At 42.6% G+C, this 14,584-nt stretch carries 15 protein-coding genes; 10 read left to right on the top strand and 5 right to left on the bottom strand.

Annotated features, from left to right (window positions below):
- Positions 1–12: 12 nt before the first annotated feature.
- The 3 genes from BLS49_RS11020 to cysC are packed head-to-tail and all read left to right on the top strand — an operon-like array spanning position 13 to position 2,337.
- Entirely contained in the window at positions 13–1,419 is a 1,407-nt protein-coding gene (locus tag BLS49_RS11020) for an ATP-binding cassette domain-containing protein (RefSeq protein ID WP_091229814.1), read from the top strand.
- A gap of 25 nt (positions 1,420–1,444) precedes the next feature.
- Positions 1,445–1,813, top strand: coding sequence for a sulfotransferase domain-containing protein (locus tag BLS49_RS25525; RefSeq protein ID WP_091229811.1), 369 nt, complete (start codon positions 1,445–1,447; stop codon positions 1,811–1,813).
- A gap of 20 nt (positions 1,814–1,833) precedes the next feature.
- Positions 1,834–2,337 carry an adenylyl-sulfate kinase gene (gene cysC / locus BLS49_RS11010; RefSeq protein WP_091229808.1) on the top strand — a complete coding sequence of 168 codons (504 nt, stop codon included), beginning with the start codon at positions 1,834–1,836 and terminating at the stop codon, positions 2,335–2,337.
- Between the two features lie 109 nt (positions 2,338–2,446).
- Here the strand turns inward: cysC and BLS49_RS11005 are convergent, their stop codons facing one another.
- Together BLS49_RS11005 and BLS49_RS11000 are read right to left on the bottom strand one after the other, a co-directional pair.
- Complete coding sequence (locus BLS49_RS11005; RefSeq protein ID WP_091229805.1) at positions 2,447–2,821, bottom strand: hypothetical protein; 375 nt, start codon at positions 2,819–2,821, stop codon at positions 2,447–2,449.
- A gap of 87 nt (positions 2,822–2,908) precedes the next feature.
- On the bottom strand, positions 2,909–4,063 hold the full coding sequence (locus BLS49_RS11000; protein WP_091229801.1) for a helix-turn-helix domain-containing protein: 1,155 nt from the start codon (positions 4,061–4,063) through the stop codon (positions 2,909–2,911).
- Positions 4,064–4,174: 111 nt separating this feature from the next.
- Between BLS49_RS11000 and BLS49_RS10995 the strand changes: the two genes are divergently transcribed.
- The 5 genes from BLS49_RS10995 to BLS49_RS10975 all read left to right on the top strand — a co-directional run bounded on the left by BLS49_RS10995 (position 4,175) and on the right by BLS49_RS10975 (position 8,371).
- Positions 4,175–5,365, top strand: a complete 1,191-nt coding sequence (locus BLS49_RS10995) for an outer membrane protein assembly factor BamB family protein (RefSeq protein ID WP_175471377.1) — start codon at positions 4,175–4,177, stop codon at positions 5,363–5,365.
- 84 nt (positions 5,366–5,449) lie between these two features.
- Positions 5,450–6,415, top strand: coding sequence for an alpha/beta hydrolase (locus BLS49_RS10990; protein ID WP_245742340.1), 966 nt, complete (start codon positions 5,450–5,452; stop codon positions 6,413–6,415).
- Positions 6,416–6,907: 492 nt separating this feature from the next.
- Entirely contained in the window at positions 6,908–7,525 is a 618-nt protein-coding gene (locus BLS49_RS10985) for a M20/M25/M40 family metallo-hydrolase (protein WP_217640053.1), read from the top strand.
- Between the two features lie 181 nt (positions 7,526–7,706).
- Positions 7,707–8,081, top strand: a complete 375-nt coding sequence (locus tag BLS49_RS10980; protein ID WP_091229791.1) for a tetratricopeptide repeat protein — start codon at positions 7,707–7,709, stop codon at positions 8,079–8,081.
- A 41-nt stretch (positions 8,082–8,122) separates the two neighbouring features.
- Positions 8,123–8,371, top strand: coding sequence for a hypothetical protein (locus BLS49_RS10975; protein ID WP_091229787.1), 249 nt, complete (start codon positions 8,123–8,125; stop codon positions 8,369–8,371).
- 111 nt (positions 8,372–8,482) lie between these two features.
- Here BLS49_RS10975 and BLS49_RS10970 read toward each other — a convergent pair whose 3' ends face one another.
- On the bottom strand, positions 8,483–9,217 hold the full coding sequence (locus tag BLS49_RS10970; protein ID WP_091229783.1) for a glycosyltransferase family 2 protein: 735 nt from the start codon (positions 9,215–9,217) through the stop codon (positions 8,483–8,485).
- A gap of 228 nt (positions 9,218–9,445) precedes the next feature.
- On the opposite strand from BLS49_RS10970, the gene BLS49_RS10965 reads away from it, so the two are divergent.
- Positions 9,446–11,146 carry a hypothetical protein gene (locus BLS49_RS10965; RefSeq protein ID WP_091229777.1) on the top strand — a complete coding sequence of 567 codons (1,701 nt, stop codon included), beginning with the start codon at positions 9,446–9,448 and terminating at the stop codon, positions 11,144–11,146.
- A 56-nt stretch (positions 11,147–11,202) separates the two neighbouring features.
- Here the strand turns inward: BLS49_RS10965 and BLS49_RS10960 are convergent, their stop codons facing one another.
- On the bottom strand, positions 11,203–11,832 hold the full coding sequence (locus BLS49_RS10960) for a spore coat protein (protein ID WP_425432142.1): 630 nt from the start codon (positions 11,830–11,832) through the stop codon (positions 11,203–11,205).
- A gap of 311 nt (positions 11,833–12,143) precedes the next feature.
- Here BLS49_RS10960 and BLS49_RS10955 point away from each other — a divergent pair, with 311 nt between their 5' ends.
- Positions 12,144–12,485, top strand: coding sequence for a zinc ribbon domain-containing protein YjdM (locus BLS49_RS10955; protein WP_091229773.1), 342 nt, complete (start codon positions 12,144–12,146; stop codon positions 12,483–12,485).
- A 514-nt stretch (positions 12,486–12,999) separates the two neighbouring features.
- On the opposite strand, the gene BLS49_RS10950 is transcribed toward BLS49_RS10955, so the two are convergent.
- A complete protein-coding gene (locus BLS49_RS10950) occupies positions 13,000–14,514 on the bottom strand; it encodes a sensor domain-containing diguanylate cyclase (protein ID WP_091229770.1) in 1,515 nt (504 codons plus the stop codon).
- Positions 14,515–14,584 lie beyond the last annotated feature (70 nt).

The raw sequence follows: 14,584 nt of genomic DNA, 5'->3' as shown, positions 1-14,584 counted from the left end.
GAGAGGATCATCATGAAGAATGCTATCGAAATAAATCATGTCTATAAAAAATTCAATATGCTGAGCGGGAAGAACAACACATTGAAGGGTAAAATTTTTAATCCAGAATCGCCTCCACAGAAGGAAATGTGGGTATTGCGGGGTATTAATCTGGAGTTGCCTCCAGGATCGAGCCTGGCGCTAATCGGAAAAAACGGTTCAGGAAAAAGCACACTTCTAAAATTGATCTGCCGAATTTTGCATCCTACTTCAGGAGAAGTAAGAGTGAATGGGAAAATAGCAACGCTGCTGGAGCTTGGAGCAGGTTTTCATCCTGATTTCACAGGGCGTGAAAACATATTTTTTAACGGCTCGGTTCTTGGATTTACCCGTAAGCAAATTCAGTCCAAGCTGGACAGCATTATCGCGTTTTCTGAGCTTGAGCAGTATATTGACATGCCTGTACGAAGCTATTCTTCGGGTATGTACATGCGGCTTGGTTTTTCTGTTGCCATTCATCTGGAGCCTGATATTTTGCTGATGGATGAAATTTTGGCAGTTGGTGATTTTGAATTTCAGAAGAAATGCATGAACGAAATCCTTCGATTAAAAAGTGAAGGCAAAACGATTGTGTTTGTAAGCCATTCAGGGGAACAGGCACAGCAAATATGCGATCAGGCCATTTGGCTGGAAGATGGTCAGATCAAGATGAGCGGATCTTCACGTGATGTTGTGATGGCATATGAGAAGGGCAGTGCGACAGGGACGTATGTCCCGGAATACTATTATCGTATGGGCTGTAGAAGCCAGCAACAAAGGAACTTTGAGCACGCGCTAACATACTTTAATCAGGCGCTGGAGTATGGCTTTAGCGAATTTTCGGTGAAAATATTGCGCTCGTCCGTGTATCTTGAACTAGACATGAAGAAGGAAGCTATACGCGATGCCGAATGCTGCCTTGATATTGCCCCTCCGGATGCCGATATTGAGAGCATACTCAAGCATATCCAATTCGTAAAAAGTCAGGTTGAAGCGGTGGGCACGGGACATTTTCGTGCGGTACTCACTGATAATACAACTACAGAACCTGATTTTCTGATCATCGGGACGCAAAAAGGAGGTACAACCTCCTTATATCACCACTTGACTCACCACCCTAACATTAAAGCCGCAGCTGTCAAGGAAGTCCATTATTTTGACGAGCAGTTTGGTCGAGGGTTTGATTGGTACAAGAGACATTTCCCGTCTAATCTGTCGGCAGGAAGTATAACGGGGGAGGCTAGTCCGTACTATCTGTTCCATCCCCAAACACCAAGAAGGGTGCATGAACTGCTGCCGGACATTAAATTGATCGTATTGCTTCGGAACCCTGTCTACAGGGCATATTCCCATTATCGAATGATGGTTAGGCGGGGATTGGAGCAGTTGTCTTTTCCCTGAAGCTTTACAGGCTGAGCATGACAGAGTGAATGATGAATATGAAAGAATGGCGCGGGATTCCAGCTACTTAAGTCCAAGCTGCTCACACTACTCCTATTTGAAACGGGGATTTTATGCGGAACAATTGGAGGGATGGTATCAGTATTTTCCGAAGGAACAGTTCCTTATTTTAAATAGCGAAAAGTTATTTCAGAATCCTGTAGAAGGCTGCCGTAAGATATATAGCTTTCTGAACATACCCACCTGGGAGCGTGATGATTTCCCGCATTTGCAGGAGGGCGAAGAGGGGTCGGAAATTCCTGCTGATACTTTGACATGGCTACAGGATTATTTTACTGAACCGAACCGAAAATTGTTTGAGCTGATTGGTGAAGTATACGATTGGAACGATTGAATATTGAGGGGAATGGGCATATGAATCAATTAATTTGGCTAACGGGTCTGTCCGGTTCAGGTAAAACTACGATTGCGAATGCTTTGAAGCCGCTGCTTCCTAACTGCTATATACTAGACGGCGATATTTTGAGAAAGGGAATTAATCAAGATCTCGGATTCAGCATTGAGGATCGTATTGAGGTAGGAAGAAGAATTGGTGAAATCGGAAAAATTTTGTTGGATGCAAATCATCATGTTATCGTTGCTTCAATCTCTCCACACAGAGCGACTCGTGACAAAGTCCGTTTTCTCATTGGAGAACCTTACATGGAGGTGTACGTTCAATGTCCTTTGGAGGTGTGCGAGCAGCGAGACCCTAAAGGCTTATATAAAAAAGTAAGAGCCGGAGAAATCCGTAATTTCACAGGAATTGATTCCCCGTATGAGGAGCCTGTTCATCCGGAAATAGTCGTGGAAACAAATACATTGTCTGTGAATGAATGTGTTGAACGGATCATGAAGTACGTTGAGAATAATGCATAGTAGCAGATCGGACATATCAAGCGATGGAAGATCGTATGCGGGTAGAAGAAGTGTAAGTAAGCCGGAATTTTTTCCGGCTTTTTTACTTTAGGAGGGGAATAGCAGCCTTTTACAAAAGGGCAAGCTTGTCCTTGATCCAAGAGCTGACGAACTGTTTATCCCGATAGATTGGATTAATCCGCTCCCAGATGTCATCAAAATAATCCTGAAATGCCCGCACAATTGTACCTTCTGTAATCGCAATTAATTCGACCTTTGGTCTTGCATCACTTCTAGGCAGGACTCCAATCGCCACGGTGTGATTGCCCTTAATATCGAATTGGGTGCGATGAATGAGGTTATATGTGTGGTCATCGATTAGTGCGATTTCAAACTGGTCATAATTGTGCAGCAGCTCGGTGAGATAGAGAAGGTGCGCCTGGATATCTTCACGCGTGGGTCGAAAATAAGGATTTCGATCGTATTCGCCTGTTGTGACGAGCATTTCAATCGCTCTCATTGGATAGATGTGACGCATCGGGTAACGTTGAATGTCTCTGTAGAATGACTTTACGGTATCCTCGATCCTCCATCAATGAACTCGACGTTCATTTTCATCGGATATCGACAGACTCATATACTTTTTCATGATTTCAGGCGGTACGGTGAGATAGGAAAGATCGTGCATACACATACAGTGACTACCTGGTTTCCGGTCCTTGGTCACATTAAGTTCGAAGTAATCATTTTGGCTCAGTATGTGAATTAAAGGCTCGGTGTTACGCAGCATTTGCTCTACGTATTTTTCAATCACATGTACTGCGTTCGTCTCGTTCAAATAGAGACCTGCATCCATCTCTTTGAATTGATCCGTTGCGTAGCCCGTGATAGCACCGCTGCCCTTAATGAGAATGATTTCCTGGGCTGGAAAATCGATTCCGTATTTAGTGAAGTAATAGAGATGATATGAGCCTGAATAGTTGGTCCAAGCCAGAATTTGATTGACTAATTGAAGGGAGCGCTCCACATTTTTGTTTAATCTGCAGAGATGATGAATGCACCAACCGAGGCGCAATGCATGAATTATTGCCTGCTGCCATTCGTGGTAGAGCTCCGGGTATCCGTCGAAGTAATCACGCTCGCTTTGAAAGGTAAGGTAGATTTGCTTGTCAGGTGCTGTATCCTGATTTTGTACTGCGTGCTTAAGCAATGTTATTGCTGCCGATAAAATGGCCTCTCGATTCGTTAGAACAGATGGAAGCTGCTCTAGCTCTCGGGTGTGGGTTGGTGGGGATGTCTGTAATGTAGGTTGGTGGTTCGGTTTACGTAGCGTTACCTGCGTTATTTCTAGCAATTGTGATACGACGGATTGACCTTCTGTTGGTTTACGGTTTTTTCGAGCAGTGGTGTCTAGTGAAAGTGTGTAAATCTGGGCTTCATGGAGATGATGCTGCACTCTGTCACGAAGGGTTGCGGCCCCCATCAGTGCATCTGCTTCTGATTGGTCTAGGAGAGTAGTAAGAGCCGCCTTTGTTGCTTTCCTGTATTCTCGATCCAGTCCATCGCAGATTGCCTCAGTAATGTCATTAATGTAGCTGGTATGTAAAGCTGGTGTTCGGTCTCCCCGAACCCATCTTCGAACATAAGAGGCATCAATATTTAAAACTTTGGCAAGCTGTGCCGCCGACCATCCGCGAATGAACAGCAGCTCCTGCAAACATTGTCCGAATGTAAGCCGATGAATCATTGTAACACCTCCAACTCAAGTGTATCACATTAGCAGGCCATTAGTGTCCTGTCCTGATCATTAATGAGATCGACCATGCTATACTCTCCTCATCGAAGAGGAGGGTTATTCATGTCTATGAAGCAATGGTTCAGTAAGAACTCTATGGGCTTTTCCCAGAGAAATCAAAGTGATGCATCCATGTTTCGTGGAAATCTTAAGCATACGGGGTGGTATGACACTGAGGGACCAAGAGAGTTCCATCAGGTCAAATGGAGGTTTCAGACGAATGATCGAATCCGTTCATCCCCCGTTATTGCTAAGCAGACGGTATACTTCGGCAGTGATGACCATAACTTCTATGCGGTTAACACGATAACAGGAGAACTGAAATGGTCCTATCAGACGGAAGGGGCGATTAAATCCTCAGCAGCGATTGCCAATGAGACGGTGTATTTTTTAAGTGGTGATGAGAAGCTCTACGCCCTGAATGCAGACGATGGGGCGCTAAAATGGAGTTATATGACTGAAGAAAAGGACGACCCCAGAGATCCTGTTGATTATTGGCAATCATCCCCGGCTGTAGCGGATGGGATTGTATATTTTGGCGCAGGAGAAGGAAGCTTTTATGCCTTATATGCGGATCATGGTGAATTAGTATGGAAAAAGAAACTGTCTTTATGTGGATATGAGAATGAAGGGCTTGTGCCCATTTTGCATTCCTCACCGGCTGTGGATGAGGGTGTGATCTATATGGGGTTATCTGGGTATGATCTATCTGCTCAAAAGGAGCCCGGTCATGTAGTCGCGCTTGACGCGAAGTCCGGGGAGCAAATTTGGATGTCGCCTCTAGTGAGTGCAGTAGATGGGTCTGTTGTGGTAGATGATTACACTTTATATTTTGGGACACGCAATGGTGGGCTTTACGCAATAGACAAAAGGACAGGTCAAGTCGTATGGCATAGTGATATAGCTCCTTATTTGCTTGGATCGTTGGCCCTCGTTGGCGATACTTTGTTTTCAGGAAGCTCGGATAGCCATATGTTTGTTTCCTTAGATAAAGCGACGGGTGAGAAAAAATGGATGTTTCCAACGCTGGATGCTATTCATGCTTCCCCTTCGACAGATGGCAGGACAGTATATTTTGCTCTGGGCAATCATTATACGGAAGAAAATCATGGGCTTATCTACGCAGTAGATGCAGAGACAGGGGGGCAATTGTGGACCTATCAGACGGAAGGAAATATCTATTCCTCACCTGCCCTTGATCATGGAGTTGTTATCATTGGGTCTGACGATGGGTATTTGTATGCTATAGAATAATGTGAAATAAAAAGCTTAGAACCATGCGGGATAATTGATAGATTCACTGTAAGCTCTGGTGGAAAGGAGACGGTTGTTGTGAAGATGTATATGGTCGCAATGGTTATAGGCTGTTTTGTGCTTATCATGTTAAGCGGCTGTATAGGTAAGCCGGAGCCATTGAAACAATCTCTATCTCCTAATCAATCAATAATTCCTGTTCAGTCGGCAAAGGTGTCGGATAAGGGTCAGGGTAGGCCTGATACGCTAAAGGGGGATTCTCAGGTCGTTACAGATCGCTTGTATAGTAAACGGTTTGATTGCGAGTTGGAGATGTCTGTTTATCTTCCCCCAGCGTACAGTCCCGATACTAAATATCCCGTGCTTTACCTGTTGTACGGTTATGGGGGAATGCATGATTCATGGTTTACTTATCTGAACATCCATCAAGTGGCGGATCGACTTATTGATGAAGGGAAGATTGATCCGTTGATTATAGTCTCTCCCGATTATGGAAATAGCTTTGGTGTGAATTCGGTTGATGGGGAAGGGAAAGATCCTGGCAGCGTAGATATTGGACCCTACGAGGATTATCTGATCCTAGAGCTGCTTCCGTATATCGATAGACAGTACAGCACGGTCGTAGCTAGAGCGGGCAGGTATGTGGGGGGCGCTTCGATGGGCGGATATGCCGCTCTATACCTTGGCTTCAATCACCCTAAGCTGTTCAGTAAAGTGGGAGCACATAGCGCTGCACTTTGGAATTATTCTGAAACAGATCAATTCACCGGTCAACGGGATTGGCTTTATGCGAACGAGTCATTACGGGATAATCGCGACCCTTTCAAGTTGGCGGAGAGCCGGCAGCTGAATGAGCTTGAGGTCTATTTGGACAGTGGAACGGAAGATGCCTTGGCGGAAAAGGATTACCTGTTATATGAGCTACTGCAGTCAAAGGGAATTGATGCGCAGTGGGCCCCTCATCCTGGAGGGCATGATGGTACGTATTGGTCTAGTCAACTGGAGAATTATTTGATCTTTTATAATAAGAGTGATGGTGTGAAGAAATGAGAAAGGCCACAGACTGTGAGAAAGAGGCCGTCCCAAAAGTTATCTAAGATAACTTTGAGGGGGGCTTCTTTTTTACAGTGGAAAGGCAAGATATCAGGAGAAGATGTAAAAATGCAGTTTTATATAAGTAGCCATGAAAGAATGAACAAAAGCGTGCAAAAATACAGGAATATGTTTCAGAATAGACTGGTTTGAAGAGCATCCTTGGAGAAAGCCTGCACATTTGCAGCAATTTAGGGCATTTAGAGGCTTTACATAAACAAAGCCTGCACATATGCAGGAATTTCAGGAATTCCGCATCATGTCACATTTAAAGCATGAGTCCGCTTTCCCCACAAAATTGACTTGAAAAAATCGGTCTATCGCAGCTTTTCCGCCAGAAAGGCAAGCCGAAATCTGTGAATTGTCACTGGAGCAGGCTTACTCCTTGAAGGACGCAGACGGTAAATCACTGCCCGGGGTGCTGAATCGCTGGATCTGCCCGTAGGAATTGTGCATACGATCGCCGCTCCGACCAATTTTCTGGTGACGGTCTCTGGACAGCAGCGTCATGCGGGCAGCACCCCGATGCATCTGCGGCATGATGCCTTTTTAGCCTGCTGCGAGCTGTCGTTGAAGCTGGAGCAGCTTGCAAAGGACTCCTCTAGTCCAGATACGGTGGCCACGGTAGGTAAAGTAGAGGTACTGCCGGGGGCTGCCAACGTTATTTCTGGCGATGTTCAATTTACCGTTGATATTAGGGACAGCAATTATGAAACCAAGCGCAGCCTTGTAGAGGAAATGCGGCAGTTTGTCCACGCCGTCGAGGTCAGCCGGGGTGTGAAGATCACGGTGGAGCAGATCAATGACGATTTGCCAACAAGGTCTGATGAGCGCATCATCACTTTACTGGAGCAAGCCTATCGGGAAAAGCGTATACCTTACCACAAAATGATCAGTGGTGCTTTTCACGATTCTATGCTGGTGGGGAGGTTTGCTCCGATTGTCATGATCTTTGTACCCAGCAAGGATGGCATCAGCTACAGCCCCGAGGAATATACCGATTACGGCGATATCGCCCTCGGAACTGATATTTTGGCGGAAACGCTGCTGCAAATGGCACAGAATTAATACCCCGGCTTTCACTAATCATAGTAACATCTGCATTTTCTGTGTTGTTTGATGGCGATCATCAAGCAGGAATTGCAGATGTTTTTTTATGTTTTCATATATGGTGCAGCCTCATTTTCTGTTTTGAGCAGGAAATGTTAAGCTGAAAATAGTAAATTATTATTATAAGGAGGCGTAAGTAATGACAAGAGAAGAACTTATTGCGCAGCTGGATGCTTGGCATGAAGAGGACGAATTCCAGCAAATCGTGGATGAAATCAATCTAATTCCTACATCGTTCATTGATGATGAATTGGCTGTTCATTTGGGAAGAGCTCTCAACAACCTGGGGCGTTACAAGGAAGCGCTTAAGTGGTTTTTGAAAATCGACGAAGAGGGTAGAAATAACCCGCTCTGGCATTTCCGCGTAGGTTATGCGTATTATTATCTCGATCAGAATGAGGAAGCAGCACAAGAATTCGAAATTGCGCATCAAATGGACCCGGAGGACGAAGATACGTTGACGTTCCTGGAATGGAGCCGGAATGAGGCTGCTGCCCAACCGGAGGATAATTAAATGCTGGTGGAGAGACAAGATATCAGGAAAAGCCTGCACATTTGCAGGAATTTCAGGAATTCCGCATCATGACACTATTACACATGAATGTGGCGGGATCAAGCGGTGCAGGGATCGTCTTCCTTGCACCGCTATTTCTAGTTTTGACACCTAAACCTATTTTTGGGACAGCCCCCGTTCGGGTGCTCTTTTTAGTTTCCGGTAACCCGCTCGTAAGCCAAAAAGTTTTAGCTTCTGCCTACAAACTGTCGGATGTTTTTCATTTTCAACACTTTAGCTTGATTGCCTAAAAGATGGCTGTCGCTTACGATCCACGTATGGTCTTTTGAATTCTTCCTGCGCATGGCAATGAAATTGTATGGATTTCCTGCGTAAATCTGTAATGACCGATATTGTCATAATTAAACACCCTTTGGCTTTCGCTGTACGAATCTCTTATAATTTTTAACATTCGGAATTTTTCTGTGATTATTGATTAGCTCTTTATCGCTGATGATCCAGGTATGATTAGATGAATTTTTTCTGCGTATGGCGACAAAATTGTATTTTCCAGCAGAGTAAACTTTGTAGCCCTTACTCTTACTTCTCAAGCAAAACACATCGTCTTCACCTACGTTTTGATTTGGAAATTGAACCTTGTTTACAACGTCTCGCTTCATGAAGAGTGTGGCACCTGGAAGTTTGTTTACGGATCGATTTTCATCATGGGGAAAACGAAGGATCAGTGTTTTTGATCCACGTAGATACATATAATGTGCTCGTTTTCCTAAGACATCGGCATTTGCCCTTCGCAATGCCCGCAAGCTATCTGCTAAATAATGAGGGGCATAATAATCGTCATCATCAAACTTGGCAATATAGCTGTACTTTGTTTTTTTAACTGCAAAATTTAGACAAGCCCCGAGAGATTGATGCCCGTCAACTCTGAAAACTTTAACGTTTCCAAGCTTTTTGGCAAGGCTCTGATAAGGTGCAAGAGGAATCTTATTGTTGTTCACAATGATAATCAGTTCTTTTTTTGCGAGGGTTTGTCGGGTGTAGTTCTGAATCAGATTTCTTAAATAGCTTTGGCGATTTGTGCAGGTAATAATGGAAACTCCCTGCATTTTAGTAGAGTTTTTTGGGCCGGCTTCCATTACATCGCTCCCCTATCCACTGTGATAAATAATAACTTACTCTACATTATGTAGATGAAAGATAAGGGTAACGGCATATCCACCAAATAGAGAATAAGCTGTACTTTGTTTTCTGGATCATCAATCGAGAAGGAGTCATAGCTCCTTTATAGAATAGGTACTATAGACCAGGTTACTATGAACAAAGTAGGATTAAGCTTATGTGTGAAAAGACGGAGGAATGGTGCAATGAAAAGGTATTTTGGTATAATTCTAGTGATTTTAATGGTAGCATCGATTTTTAACACAACTGCATATGCACAAAATTCATCTCAGGCGAAGGTAACAAAAGACAGCATCTTTTTAGATGGGGAGTCAGTCAGGTTTAATGGATTTAATATTTCGGGCAGCAACTATTTTAAGTTGCGTGATTTGGCAGAGGAGTTATCTGGAACGACAAGTCAATTTGATGTGTCCTGGAATGGTCAGGAAAATGCTATTGAGATCATAACTGGAAAGCCGTATACTCCAATAGAGTCTGAGGACTCTAAATACTATAGCTCCTATCAAACATATTCAGCCAAACCTACGGACTCCAGGATTATTGTCAATGGACAAGTGCAGAGTGTGACTGCTTTTAATATCGATAACAACAACTATTTCCAACTAAGGGATCTTGGCAGGCTGGTTCCATTTGATATCGATTTTAACAATAATGCGAACGAAATTAAGATTTATTCGAAGGTTCCAGAGAATGTCTATCGGGCTGAAACAGAAAATGCTGAAAAGAGTAACGCAGTCTCCTCCACTTTTCCGAGATGGAGCAGCACGGTGGAATCCTATTTAGTTTCTAATCAAGATCATACCCTGAGTGTTATCGAAGTGAATGAAGACGTGGCGATTGATACATATGATGCAGACTATAAGTTACTAGATAAGAAAACAATAGACTTTGAGCTTCCCTTGTTTGGTGGCTTTTATAGTGGTGAAAAATATAACTATATAGCATTCGGACAAGAAAATCGTGAAGAGAACAACGATAAAGAAGTCATACGTATTGTTCGATACGATAAACAATTTAATCGAATGGATAGTGTGTCGGTTAAAGGTGGGGCAAGCTTTACGATTAATCCCTTTCAAGCAGGCTCTGGAAGAATGGCTGAGAGTGGGGATACCCTTGTATTTCACACGGCTCGGTCCAGATATACGACAGCGGATGGTCTCAATCATCAGTCTCAACTCACGATTATTGTGAATACATCGTCCATGACGGTAACTAATGATTTAGGAAGATTTCAGAAAAATCATGTGAGTCATTCATTTGATCAGTATGTTTTATTTGATGGCAATTATCATGTCCTTGTTGATCATGGCGATGCCTATCCACGTTCGATTGTTCTCTCGAAAGGAAATGGAAGCTCTTATAGCAAAACTGATTTGTTCAGGATTCCAGGTAAAACAGGAGCGAATTCGACAGGTGTTTCGGTCGGTGGATTTGAAATGTCGTCAACAAACTATATCGCCGTAATGAATACCGTTGATCATTCGCGGGTTAAGGAATATACCTCTTACGAGATGGTGGGACTCGATCTGGATCAGAGAGATATTATTATATCTGTGTTGCCAAGAACCAACAGCGATAATGCATCGGTGAAGCAAATTACCTTAGCCACCTATGTGGGAAGTGACCAAATTGCATCTATCCCTAAACTTGTAAAAATCACAGACGATAAATTGATGGTTACATGGCAGGAATTTGATCTTGAGCATAACAGAGGCAGCTTAAAGTATGTGTACATTAATCAGGATGGAAATAGTATAGGTGACATCAAAACTGTCGAGCATTTTATGTTATCAGAATGCCAGCCTGTTATAGTGGATAAAAAAGCAGTGTGGTATACCAATAATAATGGTATGAGAATGTTCTATACAATTCCGTTGGAAGGATAATATATATCTTGGGCTGTCCCTTGGGACAGCCCCTTCTTTAAATCCGAATCCGTATTCTAATGCGTCATATTCCCGGTTTGAGAAGTTGTTGCGTAGCTGTTCAGCATAATGCTTGCATCTTGTTCCATAAGCTCTGGAACCTGATAATATCCATGCTTGTTTTGATAAAGGAAAATCTCATAACTCATCTCAATGAAATTAGGTACGCTGTCTGCAAGGACACGGCGTAATACAGGATTGTTAATTTCAAGCGCTGTCATCGGCAGAAGAGTAGCTAACGTTTTTGTATTGGCTAACATGTACGCGGATAGTCCTTGATCAGAAATTTCACTAATGGATTGACTAGGCTTTTTAGGTTGCCCCGGCTTAACCCCATATATCACATTGTTATTTTGAGTCATTCTGTACTGCTGGGTAGGGACTGCGGGATCTTTGCCTGTTTTATAACATTCAACAATTGTATTGTATGCTTGCGTAACGAAAGAAGCCTGGCGCTGTGCGATCGATTTTAATTCCGGGTCCTTGATGTATTGCTGATACATTTGGTATTGATCCAGCATGTTAATGATACTGGAAATGGTCTCATGACCATCAAATAATTCATGACCACCGCGATTTTTCACCTTAATTTGATTCATGGGCATCGTGTTTGAAAACTGGTTTTGGTTTTGATTCAAATTTTGCAAAGTGTTTCCCTCCTGTTAATTAAAGTACCTAATTTATATTCTCCCTTTTATGCCCGCTTATGTATGAGTCCTTTAAATAAACAGATATTCAATGGTAACGATATGGACAAATTTCATCCCGATTGCTGGTCAGAGCATGAGGAGCTTGAGGTTGAGATGCTCAGCCTATTCCCGAATTTGCCCCTGTAATGATAACGATTTTCTCGTTTATATTGCACCTCCGGTATCCTTTGTAGATCGTTTGATATATATCATATGATATATTAATGGATAGGTAAGAAAGAACAATAACGAATGGAGAGTATTAACCTATGTCTAATTTGCCAAACTGTCCCAAATGCAACTCAGAATACACTTATGAAGATGGGAGTCTATTGATTTGTCCGGAATGTGCTCATGAGTGGACCTTGGAATCAGGGCTCGATCATACGGAGAGTGCGAAGATAGTAAAAGATGCAAACGGAAATGTTCTAAACGATGGTGATACAGTAACAGTCATCAAAGATCTTAAAGTTAAGGGAAGCTCCTCGGTTTTAAAAATAGGTACCAAAGTAAAAAATATACGGTTGGTCGATGGGGATCATGATATAGATTGTAAAATAGATGGTTTTGGAGCTATGAAATTGAAATCTGAATTTGTGAAAAAGGTGTAAATAGAACAACTTATAGCGAATGTTTGAGACGTTAACGGAACCTGGAGTCACAACAAGTAGATATCAGGAAAAGCGTGTAAAAATGCATCTTTTTAGAAGTAGCCATGAAAGGATGAGCCAAAGCCTGCAAAAATGCAGGAATATCGTTCAGAATAGACTAGTTTGAAAAGAATCCCAGAGAAAGCCTGCACATTTGCAGCAATTCAGGGCATTTAGAGGTTTTACATAAACAAAGCCTGCACATTTGCAGGAATTTCAGGAATTCCGCATCATGACACTATTACACATGAGATACGGTCATAGAATGCGGCGGGATTAAGCGGTGCAGGGGGCGTCTTCCTTGCACCGCTATCTTGTTTTGACACTAAACCTATACATCTAATAATATTACAAATAATTACAAATAATTACAAATGTAACATGACAAAAATGATGACATCACTCACTATCTGTTCATGAAAATAATTACTATGATTGAACTTAAGAAGACTTCTATTATATAAACAGTTCCAGGTTATGTATGACTTCTTTTCATCTCGTACATAGCATTATCTGCAATATTGATCAATGCTTGTCCATCCTTGCCATCTGTCGGATAATAGCTTACCCCGATGCTCATGGCGACAGGAGTTGTCCCGTACTTGAACATGAATTGGGAAAGGCTGAGCTGCATCTTTTCAATGATGGTTTGAATGTCCTGCTTGGAAGGTGAGCCGCTGATATACATAATAAACTCATCGCCACCCATTCTCGCTGCCATCCCGTGAGAGTTAGTTGCGGTGTCTCTAATAATGCCTGCAGCATGCTTTAGCACATCATCACCGGCAAGATGTCCATGATTATCGTTTAGCCATTTGATTTTGTCCAGATCAATAAGGAACAAAGCCAGTGTTTCATGGTTGCGTTCAGACTCCAGCAAGGCTTCATCTAATTTTTCATGGAAATATCTGCGATTCGGCAGTCTGGTTAGCGGGTCGTGGTAGGCTAAAAATTGAATTTCTTCCTGATATACTTTTTGCATTGTGACATCCCGAAGAATCAGCAGGACGTGCTGCTCATTATCAACCCACACATAATCGGCATCTACGAGCAGGATGAACCGTTTGTTTTCGTGCAGGAGTTCGGTTTCATAATGAATGATCTCCTTATGAGCCTGTATTCTTTCTTTGATCTTATCATTCAGTAAATCAAAAAAAGAAGGGGATCGCAGTTTCTTTGCACCAAATAATTCCAATGCCCCTGGATTCGCATTTTTAATGGTTCCTTTAAGGTCAACCAGAACAATTGGATCGGGATTCATATTGAACAGCTTCTCATATCGTTTATCGTACAAATTAAGAAAATCATGCCTCCTCATCGTATGTCGTAAAAAGTAACACCATATGATTCCGCTATATAGATACGGATAAGGCGGCAAGCTGTCGCCATAGTTGATATAACCAAACACGATATGCCAAATAATTGAGACGATAATGCCGATGACCAGCTGATTGTAGATGGATTTTTGCTCGTGGGTGTCAGCTTTCTTCTTGGCAATGAAGAGCGGAATCAGAAACAGGAGATCACTAACAATGCTGGATGTCATGGCTATGTAATAACCATCGTTATAAACAGGCAGCTTCCACATACCAGCCTGATAAAATTGCTGTGCCGAGATCAACTGGGCACCTGTCGCAAGGTTCAGCAGAACAAAGATGACCGGTACGTAAAAAATGTAAGGATAAATGAATCGCGGCATTTTTGAGTCCAGCCTGGTGAACTTGATTAGAAAATGGAAGCAAAGCCCCGGAATAATAATGCCGACACTGCTTAACCAAGCTGAGGAAAGAATCCCGCTGTATTCTAAAGGGACCTGATTTCTAACATACTCTTCGGCGAATAGAAGAAGGTAACAGAGAGAGATGAGACTAAGCAGGATGTGATCTGCTTTTTTTCTGTTACGCAGCAATACGTCTGTAGCCATATAAGTAAAAAATAGAATCGGCAACCCATGTGTAAACAAAAGGATCAGTGCGATTTTCAAAGACATTCTATCTCACCAGGACTTTCTGTGATTTATGCAACTGAGCAAAAGTTGTTATTATGTTATTCTAATTTAT

It is taken from the genome of Fontibacillus panacisegetis (genome assembly GCF_900102215.1).
In the GTDB taxonomy this organism is placed as follows: Bacteria; Bacillota; Bacilli; order Paenibacillales; family Paenibacillaceae; genus Fontibacillus; species Fontibacillus panacisegetis.
This window is presented reverse-complemented; position numbering and strand designations above follow the sequence as displayed.